16 protein-coding genes are annotated in these 17,851 nt (G+C 32.2%); 11 read left to right on the top strand and 5 right to left on the bottom strand.

Annotated features, from left to right (window positions below):
* Nucleotides 1-22 precede the first annotated feature (22 nt).
* The 5 genes from AB2B44_RS01805 (at nt 23) to AB2B44_RS01785 (ending at nt 5,411) form a co-directional block, all read left to right on the top strand.
* Entirely contained in the window at nt 23-1,474 is a 1,452-nt protein-coding gene (locus tag AB2B44_RS01805) for a sodium:solute symporter (protein WP_369047842.1), read from the top strand.
* Nucleotides 1,471-2,295, top strand: a complete 825-nt coding sequence (gene murQ, locus AB2B44_RS01800; protein ID WP_369047841.1) for an N-acetylmuramic acid 6-phosphate etherase — start codon at nt 1,471-1,473, stop codon at nt 2,293-2,295. The genes AB2B44_RS01805 and murQ overlap by 4 nt, the downstream gene beginning before the upstream one ends.
* 105 nt (nt 2,296-2,400) lie before the next feature.
* Nucleotides 2,401-3,618, top strand: a complete 1,218-nt coding sequence (locus AB2B44_RS01795) for an exo-beta-N-acetylmuramidase NamZ domain-containing protein (protein ID WP_369047840.1) — start codon at nt 2,401-2,403, stop codon at nt 3,616-3,618.
* 104 nt (nt 3,619-3,722) lie between these two features.
* Nucleotides 3,723-4,607, top strand: coding sequence for an ACP S-malonyltransferase (gene fabD, locus AB2B44_RS01790; protein WP_369047839.1), 885 nt, complete (start codon nt 3,723-3,725; stop codon nt 4,605-4,607).
* A 321-nt stretch (nt 4,608-4,928) separates the two neighbouring features.
* Complete coding sequence (locus AB2B44_RS01785; RefSeq protein ID WP_369047838.1) at nt 4,929-5,411, top strand: hypothetical protein; 483 nt, start codon at nt 4,929-4,931, stop codon at nt 5,409-5,411.
* Between the two features lie 52 nt (nt 5,412-5,463).
* Here AB2B44_RS01785 and galE read toward each other — a convergent pair whose 3' ends face one another.
* Nucleotides 5,464-6,471, bottom strand: a complete 1,008-nt coding sequence (gene galE, locus AB2B44_RS01780; protein WP_369047837.1) for a UDP-glucose 4-epimerase GalE — start codon at nt 6,469-6,471, stop codon at nt 5,464-5,466.
* A 6-nt stretch (nt 6,472-6,477) separates the two neighbouring features.
* Nucleotides 6,478-7,605: a DegT/DnrJ/EryC1/StrS family aminotransferase gene (locus AB2B44_RS01775; protein ID WP_369047836.1), complete on the bottom strand. Its 1,128-nt coding sequence runs from the start codon at nt 7,603-7,605 to the stop codon at nt 6,478-6,480.
* A 286-nt stretch (nt 7,606-7,891) separates the two neighbouring features.
* On the opposite strand from AB2B44_RS01775, the gene AB2B44_RS01770 reads away from it, so the two are divergent.
* The gene (locus tag AB2B44_RS01770) at nt 7,892-10,276 is read left to right on the top strand and encodes a penicillin acylase family protein (RefSeq protein WP_369047835.1); all 2,385 of its coding nucleotides are present in this window, start codon (nt 7,892-7,894) and stop codon (nt 10,274-10,276) included.
* 8 nt (nt 10,277-10,284) lie between these two features.
* On the opposite strand, the gene AB2B44_RS01765 is transcribed toward AB2B44_RS01770, so the two are convergent.
* The 3 genes from AB2B44_RS01765 to AB2B44_RS01755 all read right to left on the bottom strand — a co-directional run bounded on the left by AB2B44_RS01765 (nt 10,285) and on the right by AB2B44_RS01755 (nt 12,513).
* Nucleotides 10,285-10,971, bottom strand: coding sequence for an RluA family pseudouridine synthase (locus AB2B44_RS01765; RefSeq protein WP_369047834.1), 687 nt, complete (start codon nt 10,969-10,971; stop codon nt 10,285-10,287).
* 49 nt (nt 10,972-11,020) lie between these two features.
* Nucleotides 11,021-11,632 (bottom strand): ribosome biogenesis GTP-binding protein YihA/YsxC, encoded by a 612-nt coding sequence (yihA, locus tag AB2B44_RS01760; protein WP_369047833.1) that lies wholly within the window; start codon nt 11,630-11,632, stop codon nt 11,021-11,023.
* 116 nt (nt 11,633-11,748) lie between these two features.
* On the bottom strand, nt 11,749-12,513 hold the full coding sequence (locus AB2B44_RS01755) for an alpha/beta fold hydrolase (protein ID WP_369047832.1): 765 nt from the start codon (nt 12,511-12,513) through the stop codon (nt 11,749-11,751).
* Between the two features lie 191 nt (nt 12,514-12,704).
* Here AB2B44_RS01755 and mraZ point away from each other — a divergent pair, with 191 nt between their 5' ends.
* The 5 genes from mraZ to AB2B44_RS01730 are packed head-to-tail and all read left to right on the top strand — an operon-like array spanning nt 12,705 to nt 17,851.
* Nucleotides 12,705-13,172, top strand: coding sequence for a division/cell wall cluster transcriptional repressor MraZ (mraZ, locus tag AB2B44_RS01750; protein ID WP_369047831.1), 468 nt, complete (start codon nt 12,705-12,707; stop codon nt 13,170-13,172).
* Complete coding sequence (gene rsmH / locus AB2B44_RS01745) at nt 13,159-14,076, top strand: 16S rRNA (cytosine(1402)-N(4))-methyltransferase RsmH (RefSeq protein WP_369047830.1); 918 nt, start codon at nt 13,159-13,161, stop codon at nt 14,074-14,076. The genes mraZ and rsmH overlap by 14 nt, the downstream gene beginning before the upstream one ends.
* Nucleotides 14,063-14,392, top strand: coding sequence for an FtsL-like putative cell division protein (locus tag AB2B44_RS01740; protein WP_369047829.1), 330 nt, complete (start codon nt 14,063-14,065; stop codon nt 14,390-14,392). The genes rsmH and AB2B44_RS01740 overlap by 14 nt, the downstream gene beginning before the upstream one ends.
* A gap of 6 nt (nt 14,393-14,398) precedes the next feature.
* Nucleotides 14,399-16,384 carry a penicillin-binding protein gene (locus AB2B44_RS01735; protein WP_369047828.1) on the top strand — a complete coding sequence of 662 codons (1,986 nt, stop codon included), beginning with the start codon at nt 14,399-14,401 and terminating at the stop codon, nt 16,382-16,384.
* Nucleotides 16,385-17,851 carry a UDP-N-acetylmuramoyl-L-alanyl-D-glutamate--2,6-diaminopimelate ligase gene (locus tag AB2B44_RS01730; protein ID WP_369047827.1) on the top strand — a complete coding sequence of 489 codons (1,467 nt, stop codon included), beginning with the start codon at nt 16,385-16,387 and terminating at the stop codon, nt 17,849-17,851.

The following is a 17,851-nucleotide window of genomic DNA, read 5'->3' as shown; positions in this document are numbered from 1 at the left end:
ACAAGTAAATTTGCTGATTTAAATGAATGCAACACTAGTTTTAATAATAATAGCATCTTATTTTGCGATATTACTTTTAATATCTCATTTTGTTTCTAAAAACACAAGTGAAAACTCTTTTTATACTGGCGATAGAAAATCACCTTGGCAAGTGGTTGCTTTTGGAATGATTGGAGCAGTATTGTCGGGAGTTACTTTTGTATCTATTCCAGGAATGGTTAGTAACAACTATTTCTATTATTTGCAATTTGTTTTTGGAAACATAGTTGGGTATGTATTTATAACTTATGTGCTTTTACCCATTTACTACGATTTAAAATTAGTTTCAATTTACACCTATTTAAAATCTCGTTTTGGAGTAAAAACCTATAAAACAGGGTCGCTGTTTTTTTTAATATCGCAATCATTTGGAGCTTCTTTAAGGCTTTTGTTAGCAGCAAAAATTTTGCAATATGCTGTTTTTGATGCTTTTGGTATTCCATTTTTTATAACGGTAATTATTATTTTGGTATTAATATGGCTTTATACCCATAAATCAGGTATTAAAACGATTGTATGGACAGATACTTTACAAACGTTTTTTTTGTTATTGGCGGTAATAGTATCCATTTATGTAGTTAAGAGTTCGCTAAATTTAAATTTTTCAGAAACAATAACTTCGATAACCCATCATAAATATTTTAAAATTTTTAATTGGGATTTTAATTCTGGTAGCAACTTTTTTAAACAATTCATTTCAGGGGTTTTAATTGCTATAGCCATGGTAGGTTTAGATCAAAACATGATGCAAAAAACACTAACATGTAAAAATAAAAAAGAAGCCCAACGTAATGTGTTAACTTTTAGTTTAGTATTAGCATTGGTTCAATTTTTATTTTTAGGATTAGGCGTTATGCTCTATATGTATGCTGAAGAATTTAATATACCATTGCAAGTAGAAAATGGTAGATTTATTAATACAGATAATTTATTTCCAATGTTGTCATTAAATTACTTTGGTATTGTTGCAGCAATAAGTTTTATTTTAGGTATTACGGCAGCTTCATTTTCTAGTGCAGACTCTGCTTTAACAGCATTAACCACTTCGTTTACACACGATTTTTTAGATATACAACACAAAAATTCAAAACAAAAAAAGCAATTAAAAAACGCTGTTTTATTTGGTTTTTCAGTAGTCGTTTTTTCTATTATTATGTTATTTTCTAGTAGTAAAGGCGATGTAATTTCGACTATTTTTAAAGTAGCTGGATATACTTATGGACCTCTATTAGGATTGTATATGCTAGGAATTTTCACAAAAATAAAAATAAAAGATGCAGCAGTACCCATTATTTGTGTAGCAATGCCTATAGTAACCTATTTATTAAACTATTATTTTATTCGTTGGTTTCAATTCGATTTTGGGTTTATGAATATATTTGTTAATGCACTTTTAACGATTTTGTGCTTACTTATTTTTAAAGATAGAAAATGAAAAATAATTTAACAACTGAACAATCATCAGATTATAATGATTTAGAAAAAATGAGTACCAATGAGTTACTCACCCATATTAATACAGAAGATAAAACGGTTCCTTATGTAATAGAAAAAGTAATACCTGATTTAGAGAAATTAATTGATGAGATTTATCAAAAAATGAAAAAAGGTGGTAGGTTGTTTTACATTGGTGCAGGTACAAGTGGAAGACTTGGCGTGTTAGATGCTTCAGAATGTCCTCCAACTTATGGGGTTCCTGATAATTGGGTAATAGGCTTAATTGCAGGGGGTGATATAGCTTTAAGAAAAGCAGTTGAAAATGCTGAAGACGATACAACACTGGCATGGAAAAATTTACAACAATACAATATTAATGACAAAGATGTTTTAATAGGTTTAGCAGCTTCTGGTACTACGCCTTATGTAATAGGAGGAGTTAAAAAAGCAAAAGAAAATAATATAGTAACTGGCTGTATTACTTGTAATAAAAACTCACCATTATCAAAAGAAGTGGATTATCCTATAGAGCTAATTGTAGGTCCAGAATTTGTTACGGGTAGCACTAGAATGAAAGCAGGAACAGCTCAAAAATTAGCATTAAATATGATTTCTACTACAGTAATGATAAAGTTAGGTAGGGTAAAAGGAAACAAAATGGTAGATATGCAACTGTCTAATAAAAAATTAGTTTCTAGAGGAATTCGTATGGTTATGGATGAGTTAGATATTAATGAGCAAAAAGCTAATGAACTATTACAGAAGTATAAGAATGTGAGAAAAATTTTAGAAGTGTATAAAAATAACGGTACAGAATAATTAGTTGAATTGAAAATCATGCTTTCATGGATGTTAACTTTGTAACACAGTATTTGGTGTAAAAAAGCAATGTTTAAAATTTTAAAATATTAATACTTTAAGATTATGAAAAAACAGATAACATTTTTGTTTGTGCTAGTTTTATTAAGCTGTAGTGCTAAAAAAAATAAAGAAAAACAATCTGATAAAAAAACAGAAATGCATACTTCTTCAGTTGTTAAAATTATAGAAGCAGCTAATATAACTAATGACTATTTACCGTTGTTAAAAGGAAAAAAAGTAGGGGTTGTAGCCAATCAAACAAGTGTTATTTTTAAAGCACATAATAAGCCTATTCATTTGGTAGACTCTTTAATGTCTTTAAAAATAAATATCGTTAAGGCATTTGCTCCAGAGCATGGTTTTAGAGGAGTTGCAGATGCAGGAGAGCATGTTAGCGATGGTGTTGATAAAGCTACTGGGCTGCCTGTAATTTCTTTGTATGGGAAAAATAGAAAACCTGCCAAAGCACAATTGCAAAACATAGATGTTATGTTGTTTGACATACAAGATGTGGGAGTGCGTTTTTACACCTATATTTCGACCTTACACTATGTTATGGAGGCTTGTGCAGAGCAAAATATTCCAGTAGTTGTTTTAGATCGTCCAAATCCGAACGGACATTATGTTGATGGCCCCATATTAGAAAAAGAATTTAAAAGTTTTGTAGGAATGCATTCAGTACCGATTGTTTATGGAATGACAATAGGAGAATATGCTAAAATGATAAACGGTGAGGGGTGGTTAAAAAATAAGATAAAATGTAACCTTACAGTAGTTCCGTTAAAAAATTACACCCATGCTTCAACGTATAATTTACCTATAAAACCCTCGCCAAATTTACCCAATGCCACTTCAATTAATTTATATCCTAGCTTATGTTTTTTTGAAGGAACAAATGTAAGTTGTGGTCGTGGTACTGAAATGCAATTTCAAATATTTGGGTCACCTTATTTGTCAAAAAAATATTTTCCTTTTCAATTTATACCACAACCTAATTTTGGAGCTAAAAACCCAAAAAATAAAGGTGAAATAAATTATGGTCGTGATTTAAGAGCTGCCCAAAAATTAGGCTATATTAATTTAAATTGGCTTATAGAGGCGTATAACCATACAACAGATAAAAAAGTGTTTTTTAATGCATTTTTTTCAAAGTTAGCTGGGACTGAAACGTTACAAAAACAAATAATTCAAGGTATGTCTGTTAAAGAAATCAAGGCTGGTTGGCAAAACGATTTAGAAAAATTTAAAAACACTAGAAGTAAATACCTTTTGTATCCGTAATAGATGTACGTTATTTTTTGTTATGCTGTTGTAGAAATAAAGATACAAGATTTAAAAATTTGTATGTTTGCAGTAACAAACAAAAAATAAACAGAAAAAAATACATGAAAGCATATATTTTTCCAGGTCAAGGGGCTCAATATACGGGTATGGGGTTAGATTTATATGAAAAATCACCGTTAGCTCAAGAACATTTTGAAAAAGCAAATAAGATTTTAGGTTTCTCTATTACTGATGTGATGTTTGAAGGTACAGCCGAAGAGCTCAAACAAACTAAAGTAACGCAGCCTGCAATTTTTTTACATTCGGTAATTTTAGCCAAAGTGTTGGGTGATGATTTTAAACCCGAAATGGTTGCAGGACATTCTTTAGGTGAGTTGTCAGCATTGGTGGCTAATCAAGTTTTATCTTTTGAAGATGGGTTGCAATTAGTTTCTAAACGTGCTTTAGCTATGCAAAAAGCTTGTGAAATAACACCTTCAACTATGGCGGCTGTTTTAGGCTTAGAAGATAAAGTAGTTGAAGACACTTGTGCTGAAGTTGACGGAGTTGTTGTTGCTGCAAACTATAATTGCCCAGGGCAATTGGTAATTTCTGGTGAGGTGAAAGCTGTTGAAAAAGCCTGTAAATTATTAACTGAAAAAGGGGCTAAAAGAGCATTGGTTTTACCTGTTGGAGGGGCTTTTCATTCTCCTTTAATGGAGCCTGCTCGTGAAGAGTTAGCGGCTGCAATTGAAGCAACAAATTTTAATCAGCCTATTTGTGCGATTTATCAAAATGTAGTAGCAAAAGCGGTAAATGATCCAGTAAAAATTAAAGAAAATTTAATTGCACAATTAACGGCTCCTGTAAAATGGACACAATCTATCCAACAGATGATTGCTGATGGGGGAACAGAATTTATCGAGGTAGGTCCAGGAAAAGTGCTACAAGGCTTAATGCGTAAAATTGACAGAAATGTTACGGCTAGTGGAGCAAGTTTTGAGTAAATTATAATTTTAAAGTAAAAAATAAATGAGACTGTCTTTTGACGGTCTTTTTTGTTTTATGACAGTAATAAAAAAAGTACATTTTTTAGTAATAATAAAGGGAGGTTGAATTAAAGAGGAAAAATCACTTCTAAAAAAAGGGTTTTACCTTATGATAAATTTTCTGGTTATACGAATCTTTGTAAGAAATAAATATAAAGCTTTTATCTAGAAAGAGAATGAAGGCCTAAAAGAATTGAGTCTGTTAAAAGACAAATTAAAAATGAGAATTAAAAAGTTACCGTATTAAAAAAAATAAGAGTTTAATTTAAAATTATTTGTATGAAAATTTTCAAACGTATTATGGTTTTTTTAGTTATTTGTTCATGTCAAAACAATGCTATTGTGATGTCTGAAAAAATAGAAATGAAAATCGATAGTAATATTGTTTATTTTAACAATAATATAGATGCTATATATTACAATATACCAGCAACTACAGGAGTACAGAGTTATTTTAAACTAACAGCTACTGATAATGTATCCAATTCGTTTATGATTTTCAAATTATTTTCATTTTCAAATCCTGTTTCTGCTCAAACATTGCCGAGTTCTGGTACTGTGCCAATACCAGAAAGCAATTATTTAAAAGCATTTGGTTTAGATATAGATGATGGTAATCCTGCTAATAATTTGGTGTATAATTTAACTGATTTTGGTTTGGTTGGCGAGCAAATAAAAGCAACTATAAGTGGCACGTATTATGATAGTTCTAATATGCAACATGCCTTGCGTATAACTATTGATGTAACAAGAGATCAATAAATGGTTTGTAGTTAAAAAAGCCCTCTAAAAAATATTTTTAGAGGGCTTTTATTTATTGTTTTTCTTGCCATTTCCATGCAGAAAGTAAGGCTTCTTCAAGTGTTTTTTCTGTTTTCCAATGAAGTTCTTTGTTGGCTAAAGTAGTGTCGGCATATGCAGCGGTAATATCTCCTGCACGGCGATCTACAATTTTGTAGTTTAGTTTTTTGCCAGTAACCGTTTCAAAAGCTTTAATTACTTCTAAAACAGAGCTTCCTTTTCCTGTTCCAACATTAAAAAATTCGAAATGTTGTTTGTTGTTTTTATTAATAAGTCTTTGTAAAGCGGCAATATGAGCTTTAGCTAAATCAACAACATGAATATAATCACGAACAGCAGTGCCATCAGGTGTAGGATAATCGTCTCCAAAAACCGAAAGTTGTTCTCTAATTCCAGCAGCAGTTTGTGTTACAAATGGAATTAAATTTTGAGGAACACCAATTGGTAATTCGCCAATTTTTACACTATCGTGTGCGCCAATTGGATTAAAATAACGTAAGGCAATAGCGTTTAATTCGTAAGCATTACAGCTATCTTTTATAATTTCTTCACCAATTTGTTTGGTGTTTCCATAAGGTGATTCGGCGGGTTTAGTGGGGGCGTTTTCGGTGATAGGTAATTCATCTGCTTGCCCATAAACAGTACATGAAGAACTGAAAATAAAATTATCCAATTTTCGTTCTTTCATTTCTTGTAATAAATATACTAGTGTAGTTATGTTATTTTCATAATACAATAGGGGCTTTTCTACGCTTTCACCAACCGCTTTAGAAGCAGCGAAATGGATAATACCATCAACAGTGTTATTGTTAAAGAAATTTTTAACATCATTTTTAATTCGTAAATCTAATTGGTAAAAATCAGGTTGTATGCCCGTAATTGAGGTAATTTGATTTAAAACTTCAATTTTTGAGTTTGATAAATTATCAATAATTACTACTTCAAAACCTGCGTTTTGTAATTCTACAACGGTATGAGACCCGATGAAACCTAAACCTCCAGTAACTAATATTTTTTTCATTTCAAGTTAGTTTATAAAATCTAAAATTGTTTTGGTAATAAATTGTAATTGTTCTTCGTCTAATTCTGTATGCATAGGTAACGAAATTACTTGGTCAATTAATTCATTGGTAATGCTAAAATCAGCTTCATTATACCTGCTATCTTGATATGCTTTTTGTGCATGTAATGGAATAGGGTAATAGATGGCGTTTGGAATATTGTTGTTTAACAAATGCTGATGTAATGCATTACGTTTTCCATTAGTAATTTTTAATGTATATTGATGAAAAACATGCGTGGTAAAACTACTAATAGTAGGGGTAATAATATTTGGATTATTTGCAAATGCCGCCGAATAATATTCAGCCGCTTTTCTACGAGCATCACAATAGCTATCTAATAAAGGTAATTTAGCTTTTAATATAGCCGCCTGAATAGAATCTAAACGAGAGTTTACCCCAACTACATCGTGGTGGTAACGTTTGTACATGCCGTGGTTTACCATTCCGCGAAGTGTGTGGGCTAATGCATCGTCATTAGTAAAAATAGCGCCGCCATCACCATAGCACCCCAAATTTTTAGAAGGGAAAAACGAAGTTGTACCTACATTTCCAATAGTACCTGCTTTCTTTTTTGTTCCATCAGAAAAAGTATAATTAGCGCCAATAGCTTGGGCATTATCTTCAATTACAAATAAATTGTGTTCTTTAGCAATTTTTAAAATGGCTTCCATATTGGCACATTGTCCAAATAAATGTACAGGAACAATTGCTTTTGTTTTAGGTGTAATAGCTTTTTTTAAGGCTTCGATGTCAATGTTAAATGTGTCCGGTTCAACATCAACTAATATAGGGGTTAATTTTAGTAGAGCAATTACTTCTACAGTAGCGGCAAAGGTAAAATCAGCAGTAATTACTTCGTCACCTTGTTCTAAGCCTAATCCCATTATGGCAATTTGCAGGGCGTCAGTACCATTAGCACACGGAATTACGTGTTTAACATTTAAATACGTTTCTAAATCTGTCTGAAATTCACGAACATAAGGTCCGTTAATGTATGCAGAAGAGTTTAACACTTCTTGAATAGAAGAATCCACCGTATTTTTAATTTTTTGGTATTGACTTTGCAGGTCAACCATTTGAATTTTTTTCATTAGGCGTAATAAATTTTTTGAGCATCAAAAATACAAACAATCTTTGGATTGATAGAGCAGAATTTTTTAAAATAAGTTTTACGGTTGTGGTATTTGTAGTTTGTTAATGGTGAATTCGTATAATTATTACCCGTTTAATAAGGTTTTAGAGCTTGAAATTAGTTTAAGTTGACTTTTTGGTAATTTATTAACAAGCTAAAAAAAACTAAAATAGGATGTAATAATTTTATAATCAGGCAGTAGAAGCAATACTAAAACTTAGTATATTTGGGTAAAATCAAATTATATGAGGTGGTTAAAAAAAGGGGTGAAAATTGTTTTGGTGCTTTTACTTTTGTTAAGTATAGCAGCATGGTTGTTTGTAAAAACATTATATCCTATTTATAACGGAGAGTTAAAATTAGCCGATATTTCTAGCAAGGTAACGGTGTATTATGATGAGGTGGGGGTGCCTCATATTTATGCACAGAACCAAAAAGATGCTTATACGGCTTTAGGGTATGTGCATGCGCAAGATAGGTTGTGGCAAATGGAATTAATTAGAAGAATTGCAGCGGGACGTTTGTCGGAAATTTTCGGGAAAGACCTTGTAAGGGTAGATGCGTTTTTTTCAGGATTAGGAATTGAAGAAGCTGCCGAAAAAACAATTAACACCTTAGATAAAAACTCACCAGCATATCAATTAACAGTCGCGTATTTAGATGGTGTAAATCAATTTATAAAAAAAGGAGCAACTCCGCTTGAGTTTTATTTAGTGGGAGTAAAAAAAGAAAAATATACCATAAAAGATATTTATAATGTTTTTGGCTATATGGCTTTTAGCTTTGCTGTTGCGCATAAAACAGATCCGTTATTAACCGAAATAAAAGAAAAATTAGGAACGCCTTATGTTAATGAGTTATTAAGTACTTTCAGTAAAAATTTGACCATTAATAAAACAAACTCAAATTCTGAAATTGAAGCTAATTTTTCTAAAGCAGTGAGTGCTATAATGGATAAATTACCTGTTTCTTCTTTTATAGGGAGTAATTCATGGGTTTTGGCTCCTCAAAAAACAAAAAATGGAAAAGTAATTTTTGCTAATGACCCTCATATAGGTTTTTCACAGCCTTCGGTTTGGTATCAAAATCATATTAAGACCCCTGATTTTGAAATTTACGGATTTAATTTGGCTTTAATGCCTTTTCCTCTTTTAGGTCATAATGCAAATTACGCTTATGGTTTAACCATGTTACAGAACGATGATTTAAATTTTTATGTAGAGCAAAACAATCCGAAAAATTCGATGGAGTACAAAACTCCTGAGGGTTATCAAATCTATACTTTAATAAATAAACAGATTAAAGTAAAAGGGGCAAAAGACACTATATACCAAGTAAAAGTAAGTAAGCATGGTCCAATAATAAATGGATTAATTGAGCAGGTAAAAGATAAACGACCAATTGCTATGAATTGGATTTACACGCAATTACCTAATCATTTATTAGATGTGTCTTACGAAATGTCGCATGCACATTCGCTGTTAGCATTTGAAATTGCAACTTCAAAAATACATGCACCAGGATTAAATGTGATGTACGGCGATGTTAAAAATAATATTGCTTGGTTTGGTTCGGCTAAATTATATCGACTTAGAGATAGTTTGTCTTCTAAAATGTATTTAGATGGGGCATCGGGTAAAGATGAAATACTCGAGTTTTTAGATTATAAATATAACCCTAAGGCGATTAATCCAGATTGGCATTATGTGTATTCTGCTAACAATCAACCAGATTCGGTAAAAGGCAAGTTGTATACAGGGTATTATCAACCTGAAGATAGAGCTAAAAGAATAGTACAACTGCTGCAGTCTAAAAACAATTTTACGGCAAAAGACGTGGCTAAAATGACTTATGATGTTACTTCGGCTACAGCCCCAGACATTGTAAAGGCTTTATTGAGTAGTGTTAAAAAAGAAACTCTTTCTGCTTCAGCGAAAAAAGCTTTTTCTATTTTGCAGAACTGGCAAGGAGTGTATGAAAAAACTAGTGTTGCGCCTACTATTTATAATCGATTTATATATGAATTTTTGAAAGCAACGTATAAAGATGAATTAAAAAGTTCATTTAATTTATTTATTAACACGCAGTTGCAAGATAAAGTTTTAGAAGAGCAGGTAAAAAGAGAACAATCGGTTTGGTGGGATGATATTTCTACTAAAGATAAAATAGAAACAAAAGAAGAAATATGTACAGCTGCCTATAAAAAAGCAATTGAGTTTTTGCAAAATCAATTAGGGGAGAATGTTGATGATTGGACGTGGAATCGCGTACTCTCTGTAGAATACGAGCATGCTATTGGTAAAGCAGGCGGATTGTTACGTAAAATTTTCAATGTAGGACCTTTAGAAACGGTTGGAGGTAATGAGGTAATAAATAATCAAATTTTTAAATTAGATAGCACAGGTTATTATAAAGTAAATGCAGGGCCGTCAACCCGTAGGGTTATTGACTTTTCTGATGTAGAAAATAGTTATGCTATTTTGCCAACAGGTCAGTCGGGCAATGTATTTAGTCCGTTTTATAAAGATCAAGTGCAAAAGTATTTAAAGGGCGATTTTGTAAAGATGAAACTTAACAGGCAAGAAATAGAACAATCTAAAAATAAGTTAATTTTTCTGCCAGCTAAATAATACAACGTTTATAGGCAAGCATTCCAAATAGGGTCATCTGGTGTAGGAGCAATTATTTTTAGAGGTAGTTTGCTTACGGGGTGTGTAAATTCTATTTTTCGTGCATGTAAATGAATACTACCGTCTTTATTGCTTCTTTTGGCGCCATATTTTAAATCGCCTTTAATAATGCTATTAATATTAGAAAGTTGCGCTCGAATTTGATGATGGCGTCCAGTTTTTAAATCAATTTCTAGTAGCCAATAATGGTTTAATTGTTTAAGTGTTTTATATTCAAGAATAGCTTTTTTACTACCTTCGATTTCTTTATTAAATACGCTAGATTTATTGTTTTTAGGATTCTTTTTTAAGTAGTTGATTAAAGTGTCTGTTGGTTTTTCTGGTTGGTTTTGTACAATTGCCCAATAGGTCTTTTTAATAGATTTATCGCGTAGCATTTTATTTAAACGTTCCAAGGCTTTTGAGGTGCGAGCATAAATAACAATGCCAGTAGTAGGACGGTCTAACCGATGTACGGTGCCTAAAAAAACATTGCTAGGTTTGTTGTATTTTTCTTTAATGTATTCTTTAACTGCATCAGATAGTGTTTTGTCGCCAGTTTTGTCGCCTTGTGTAAGGTCGCCAGCACGTTTGTTAACAACTATAATATGGTTGTCTTCGTGTAAAACCTGTAGATTTTTTTTGGTGGAATGCATTTAATTAATAAAGTTAATGTTTTAATGCAGGAGGCTGAAATTAGGGTTTTTATTTAAAATTATTGGCAATGTCTTGATTTACTTGCTCAATAAACTTTAGAAACTCATCTCTGCCCATTCCTGTAGATGAAGAGGTTATAAAACTTAAGGGTAGCGCTTCCCAATATTTAAGCAATTCTTTTTTGTATGCGGTAATTTGTTTGTTTAGGCTTGCTCCTCCTAATTTATCAGCTTTGGTAAAAACAATACAAAACGGAATGTTGTTTTCGCCCAAAAATTGCATGAATTCTAAATCTATTTTTTGGGGGTCGTGGCGAGAATCAATTAAAACAAAAGTACAGGCAAGTTGTTCACGTTCTTTAAAATAATTTTTTATAAAGTGTTGAAATATAGTTCGCTTTTTTTTTGAAACCTGAGCATAGCCATATCCAGGTAAATCAACTAAAAACCATTCGTTATTAATTTTAAAATGATTAATAAGTTGTGTTTTGCCAGGTTTTCCAGAGGTTTTGGCTAGGTCTTTTCGGTTCATTAACATATTAATTAACGAAGATTTACCTACGTTAGAACGACCGATAAAAGCATACTCGGGTATAGCTTCTTTAGGAGCCTTATTAACATTGCTATTACTCATTATAAACTCTGCCGATTTTATTTTCATTCGGGTAAATTTAAGCTAATCGTTTTAGTTTTTATACTTGTGGCTTTTGAAGCGTATAAGTTTTTTTGTTTTTAAAAGTACTGTAGTTTCGAAAACACGATACGTTTATTTAGGGGTTATAAATTTTTACTGTTAAGCCAGTTTTCGAGTATTTGGTTAAATTGGTCAGGAGTTTCCATCATGGCGGCATGACCACATTTGTCAATCCAAAATAAATCAGCGTTAGGTAAAAATTTATTAAACTCTTCAGCAACCTCAGGAGGAGTAACCGTGTCTTGTTTGCCCCAAATTAAACAGGTAGGCTGTTTCATTTTTGGTAAATCTTTTGCCATATTGTGTCGCACAGCACTTTTAGCTATTGCTAATGTTTTAATAAGAGTGTTTCTGTTGTTAACAACTTCATATACTTGTTCTATAAGTTCGTCGGTTGCTATTGCAGGGTCGTAAAAAACCTCACGAGCTTTTTTTCTAACAAATTCTTTGTCGCCACGTCGAGGGTAATTATTACCCATAGAGTTTTCGTATAGTCCAGAGCTTCCAGTTAATACGAGTCCAGATACGTATTGAGGGTAGTGTTTTAAATAATATAGAGCAATGTGTCCGCCTAAAGAATTTCCTAATAAAATAACATCCTTTAAATTTTTAAACTCAATAAAATCGTGCAAAAATTTTGCTAAATTCTTCACATTGGTTTTAAGTAATGGTAACGTGTATAAAGGTAATTCTGGTATAAGAACGTGATATCCTTTTTTTGAAAAGTAATTAAATGTTTCATCAAAATTACTTAAAGCCCCCATTAAGCCGTGTAGTATTATAATAGCTTTTCCTTCACCAGCTTCTGCATAGGTGAATTTCCCTTCTTTCTTTAAAAATTCAGTCATGTACTGTTTGATTTACATCATCACAAAGATAGCCTTTTTTGCTAATAAGGGTAGTGTTTTTTTATTTGGTTTTTTTAGCTAAAAAAAACACCAGAATGGGTAAAATATTAAAACTTATCAACAAAGTGGTAAAAAGTGGTAAAAAGTGGTAAAAATTTTATAAATTTGAATAAATTAAAGTAAGTGCAGGCTTGGTAAACTTAATAGGAACATACGAATGTAAGGCAGATGCAAAAGGAAGGTTGATGGTGTCATCGGCTTTTAAAAAGCAATTATTGCCTTTACTACAAGAGGGTTTTGTTCTTAAGCGAGCTGTTTTTCAACCTTGTTTAGAGTTGTATCCAATGCAAGAGTGGAATTTAGTAATGCAAAAAATAAACAAGCTAAATAGGTTTGTAAAAAAGAATAATGATTTTATTCGTCGGTTTACTGCAGGAGTGAAAATTGTAGAAATGGATGCTTCGGGTAGAATTTTGATACCAAAAGATTTGTGTCAGTTTGCAAATATTAAAAAACAAGTAGTATTGTCTTCGGCGATTAATATTATTGAAATATGGGATAAAGATCAGTATGAAAAAGTGATTGATGAAGCGACGGTAGATTTTGCTGATTTAGCCGAAGAAGTAATGGGAAATTCTGATATAGATGAGTTATCATAAGTCTGTTTTGTTGGAGCAAAGTGTGGCGGCGCTTAATATAAAGCGTGATGGTGTTTATATAGATGTAACTTTTGGTGGTGGTGGGCATTCGCAAGAAATATTAAAACACTTAGGGGAGAAAGGAAGGTTGTTTGCGTTTGATCAAGACCCAGATGCGTTACAAAATAAAATTAATGATGAGCGATTTGTGTTGATTGATCAAAATTTTAGGTTTATTACTCGGTTTTTACGCTTTTATGGTGTTCAAAAAGTAGATGGAATTTTGGCAGATTTGGGTGTTTCGTCTCATCAATTTGATGTGGTTGAACGAGGTTTTTCGACTAGGTTTGATGTTGATTTAGATATGCGAATGAATCCGAAGTCTGAGTTATCTGCAAAAAAAGTGATTAATCGATATAGTGAAGAGAAATTAGCGGATATATTGTTTTTGTATGGGGAGTTGAGAAATGCTAGGGTGCTGGCAAGAACAATAGTGTTGGCAAGAGAAAAACAGGAAATAAAAACTAGTTTTCAATTAAAAGAAGTGTTACAGCAATTTCTTATAAAGTCAAAAGAGCATAAAATATTAGCTCAAATATTTCAGGCTATACGTATTGAGGTAAATCAAGAATTGGAGGCTTTAAAAGAATTGTTAATGCAAATGCCTGGGTTGTTGAATCCAGCAGGGAGAATAAGTGTTATTTCGTATCATTCGTTAGAAGATCGTTTGGTTAAAAGGTTTATACAAACAGGGGTGTTTGGTAAAAGCGAGCCAGAGAAAGATTTTTATGGTAATACAAATGAGCCATTAAAGAAAGTAGGTAAGTTAATTGTTCCATCATCAATAGAAATTAAACAAAACAATCGAGCTCGTAGTGCTAAGCTTAGGGTTGCTGAATTAAAAGAGGGGTATGTCGAAAGTTAAAAAAAATATATACGGCATTTTGCGGGGTAATTTTCTTACGAATGAGTCGTCTTTTAAAAACTGGCGCATTTTTATTTTCGTGGTGACTTTGTTTTTATTTATGATTTCTAGTGCGCATAGTGCTGATGAAAAAGTGGTTAAGATAGCTAAGCTTAATAAAATTAAACGAAAATTACATGCTCAGTATATAGATATAGGAACCATTTTAACGCGTATGAAGATGGAGAGTAGTATTAGAAAAAAAGTGCAATCAGTTGGTTTGGTACCTGCAACAACACCTCCTGAAAGAATAAAAGTAGAGATAAATAAACAGTAAGGTTAATTGGTAACACATAAAAAAAATATAGTAAGTAAACTTTATGCGGTAGCAATATTGATAACGCTTTTTTTGTTTGTTATTATTGGTAAAATAGTTGATTTACAGTATGTTCAAGGTGATAAGTATAAAAAACTATCAAAACAAACAACTATAAAAAACGATACTATTTATGCGAATAGAGGTAATGTGTATGCTTCTGATGGAAATTTATTAGCAACCTCTATGTTTAGGTACACTATTAGAATGGATGTGATGGCTGTAGAAGATGAGGTTTTTGAAAAAAATATAGAGGCTTTGTCGCAATCGCTTTCAAATATGTTAGGTGAGCCAGCGCGGTATTATCAACATAAATTACGTGAAGCAAAAAAACGTAAAAATCGGTATTTGTTGCTGGCGCGTAATGTTGGGTATAATGATTATGTAAAAATGCAAAGTTTTCCAATTTTTAAATTGGGAGTTTATAGAGGGGGTTTTATTGCTGAACAAAAAACGGTACGTGTTCACCCTATTGGTAAAATTGCTGAACGTACCATTGGTTATGACGACCGTCGTGGAGGTGCGGGTATAGAAGGGGCTTTTGCTGATTATATGGAAGGAAAAAACGGGTGGCGTCTTAAACAGAAAATAGCAAAAGGACAATGGAAACCTATTAACGATGTAAATGAGCAAGAACCTGTAGATGGTAAAGATGTTATAACTACGATTGATGTAAATATTCAAGATATTACACACCATTCATTACTAAAACAGCTAGAAAAATTTAATGCAGATCATGGGTGTGCGGTAGTCATGGAAACGAAAACAGGAGAAATTAAAGCGATTTCTAACTTAGGAAGAACTTCAAAAGGAACCTATTACGAGAAAAGAAATTATGCTGTTTGGGAAAGTCAAGAACCAGGGTCTACCTTTAAGTTGGCGAGTTTAATGACGGTGTTAGAAGATAAAGTGGTTGATACCTCTACTGTTGTCGATACTGAAAAAGGAAGAATTTTTGTTAATGGTAAAAAAGTTCAAGATTCTCATCATGGGGGGTATGGTAAAATATCACTTGCTCGTGTTTTTGAAGTATCGTCAAATGTGGGTTTTGTAAAAACGGTTAAAAAATATTACGACCATCAACCAGAAAAGTTTGTTAATAGAATAAAATCTTTTGGTTTAGATAAACAAACGGGGGTTAAAATTAAGGGCGAAGGTCAACCTTATATTCCTTCTCCAGAAAATAAAGATAGATGGAGCAAAATATCTCTTGAATGGATGGCTTGGGGCTATGGCGTAATGTTGACCCCATTGCAAATATTAACTTTTTATAATGCTGTAGCTAATAACGGGGAAGAGGTAAAGCCGCGTTTTATAAAAGAAATACGCGTGGGGCATAAAGTAAAAAAACGATTTGAAAAAGTGGTGTTAAATAAAAAAATTGCTTCACAAGTTACAATTGATAAGGTGAAAAAAGTAATGGAAAATGTGGTTAAAAAAGGAACTGCAGCAAATATTTATTCTCCTAATTTTTCAATGGCTGGTAAAACAGGTACTGCAAAAAAAGTGGTAAACGGGGCTTATTCGAACGATCATTATGTAGCGTCGTTTGTAGGATTTTTTCCTGTTGAAAACCCTAAATATTCTTGTATTGTTGTTGTTCATGATCCTGAAAAAGACAAGGGATACTATGGTGCTACAGTGGCAGCGCCAGTATTTAAAGAAATAGCTCAAAAAATTTATACAACAACTCCAATAAAAGATCAAGTAGTTTCTGATACAGTTGCTATTCCGGGTGTAGATAAAAGCTATAATAGTTATTATGCTAAATTAAGAAGTCTTAAAAAAACAATACCTGATGTAGAAGGAATGAGTGGAATGGATGCGGTGTCACTATTAGAAAATTTAGGATTAAAAGTTCAGTTTTTTGGTGTTGGAAAAGTAAAGCATCAATCTATTAAAAAAGGACAAATAATAAAAAAAGGAACAACTATCGTTTTAGAATTATCGTAATTGAAAAATTTACAACACATATTGTATAAAGTTGCTGTTGAGGCTGTTTTTGGAAATACCAATATAGATATTTCTGAAATCGTTTTTGATAGTAGAAAAGTGCAAAAAAACGATGTGTTTGTTGCTCAAAAAGGAACCGCTTTTGATGGACATAAATTTATAAATAAAGCTATTGATTTAGGGGCTGTTGCTATAATTTGCGAAAATATTCCAGCTCAAAAAAATCAAGAAGTAACCTATATTCAAGTTCAAGATTCGAATGCGGCATTAGCAATTTTAGCGGCTAATTTTTTTGATAACCCATCGTCAAAACTAAAGTTGGTGGGGGTTACAGGCACTAATGGTAAAACTACGGTGGCTACGTTATTGTATAATTTATTCACTAAAGCAGGGTATGCAACAGGGTTGCTTTCTACAGTAAATATTAAAGTAAATAAAACCGAATATAAGGCAACGCATACAACGCCTGATTCAATAACAATTAATCGGTTTTTAAATAAGATGGTAAATGAGCAAGTTACGTATTGTTTTATGGAGGTTAGTTCTCATGGAATTCATCAAAAACGTACGGCAGGCTTGTTTTTCACAGGTGGAATTTTTACCAATTTATCGCACGATCATTTAGATTATCATAAAACTTTTGCCGAGTATCGTGATGTTAAAAAATCATTTTTTGATGCCTTGCCTAAATCGGCATTTGCATTGGTAAATAGTGATGATAAAAATGCATCTGTTATGCTGCAAAATACGCGTGCCCAAAAATATACTTATGCGTTAAAGACGGGAGCAGATTTTAAAGCTAAAATTTTAGAAAAACGATTTTCAGGCACCCTTGTTTTAATTGATGGGGTAGAGGTGTGGACAAAATTGATAGGCGAATTTAACATATATAATTTACTGGCAATTTTTGGGGCAGCAAATCTATTGGAAATAGAAAAATTAGAAATTTTACGAATTATTAGTGAGTTAGATAGTGTTAGTGGTCGTTTTCAATATGTTGTTTCAAATAATCAAATTACGGCTATTGTAGATTATGCACATACGCCAGATGCATTAAAAAATATTTTAGAAACAATTAATGATATACGGTCGGGTAATGAAAAAGTGATTACTGTTGTAGGATGTGGTGGCGATAGAGATAAAACGAAGCGTCCTTTAATGGCGCGTATTGCTTCTCAATTAAGCAATCAGGCTATTTTTACGTCTGATAATCCCAGAACAGAAGACCCTCAAGTAATATTAGATCAAATGGAAGAAGGGGTTTCTTCTGAAAATTATAAAAAAACCCTTACTATTATTGACAGAAGACAGGCAATACGAACGGCTTATAAGCTGTCAAATCCTGGCGATATAATTCTTATTGCAGGCAAAGGACATGAAACATATCAAGAAATTAATGGAGAAAGAAAACACTTTGATGATATGGAAGAGGTAACAAAATGTTTTAATCAATTAAAAAGCACATAG

Origin of the sequence: Tenacibaculum sp. UWU-22 (assembly GCF_041021355.1) — a bacterium.
Taxonomy (GTDB): domain Bacteria; phylum Bacteroidota; class Bacteroidia; order Flavobacteriales; family Flavobacteriaceae; genus Polaribacter.
The sequence above is the reverse complement of the archived record's forward strand: the minus strand, read 5'-3'. Positions and strand labels throughout refer to the sequence as shown.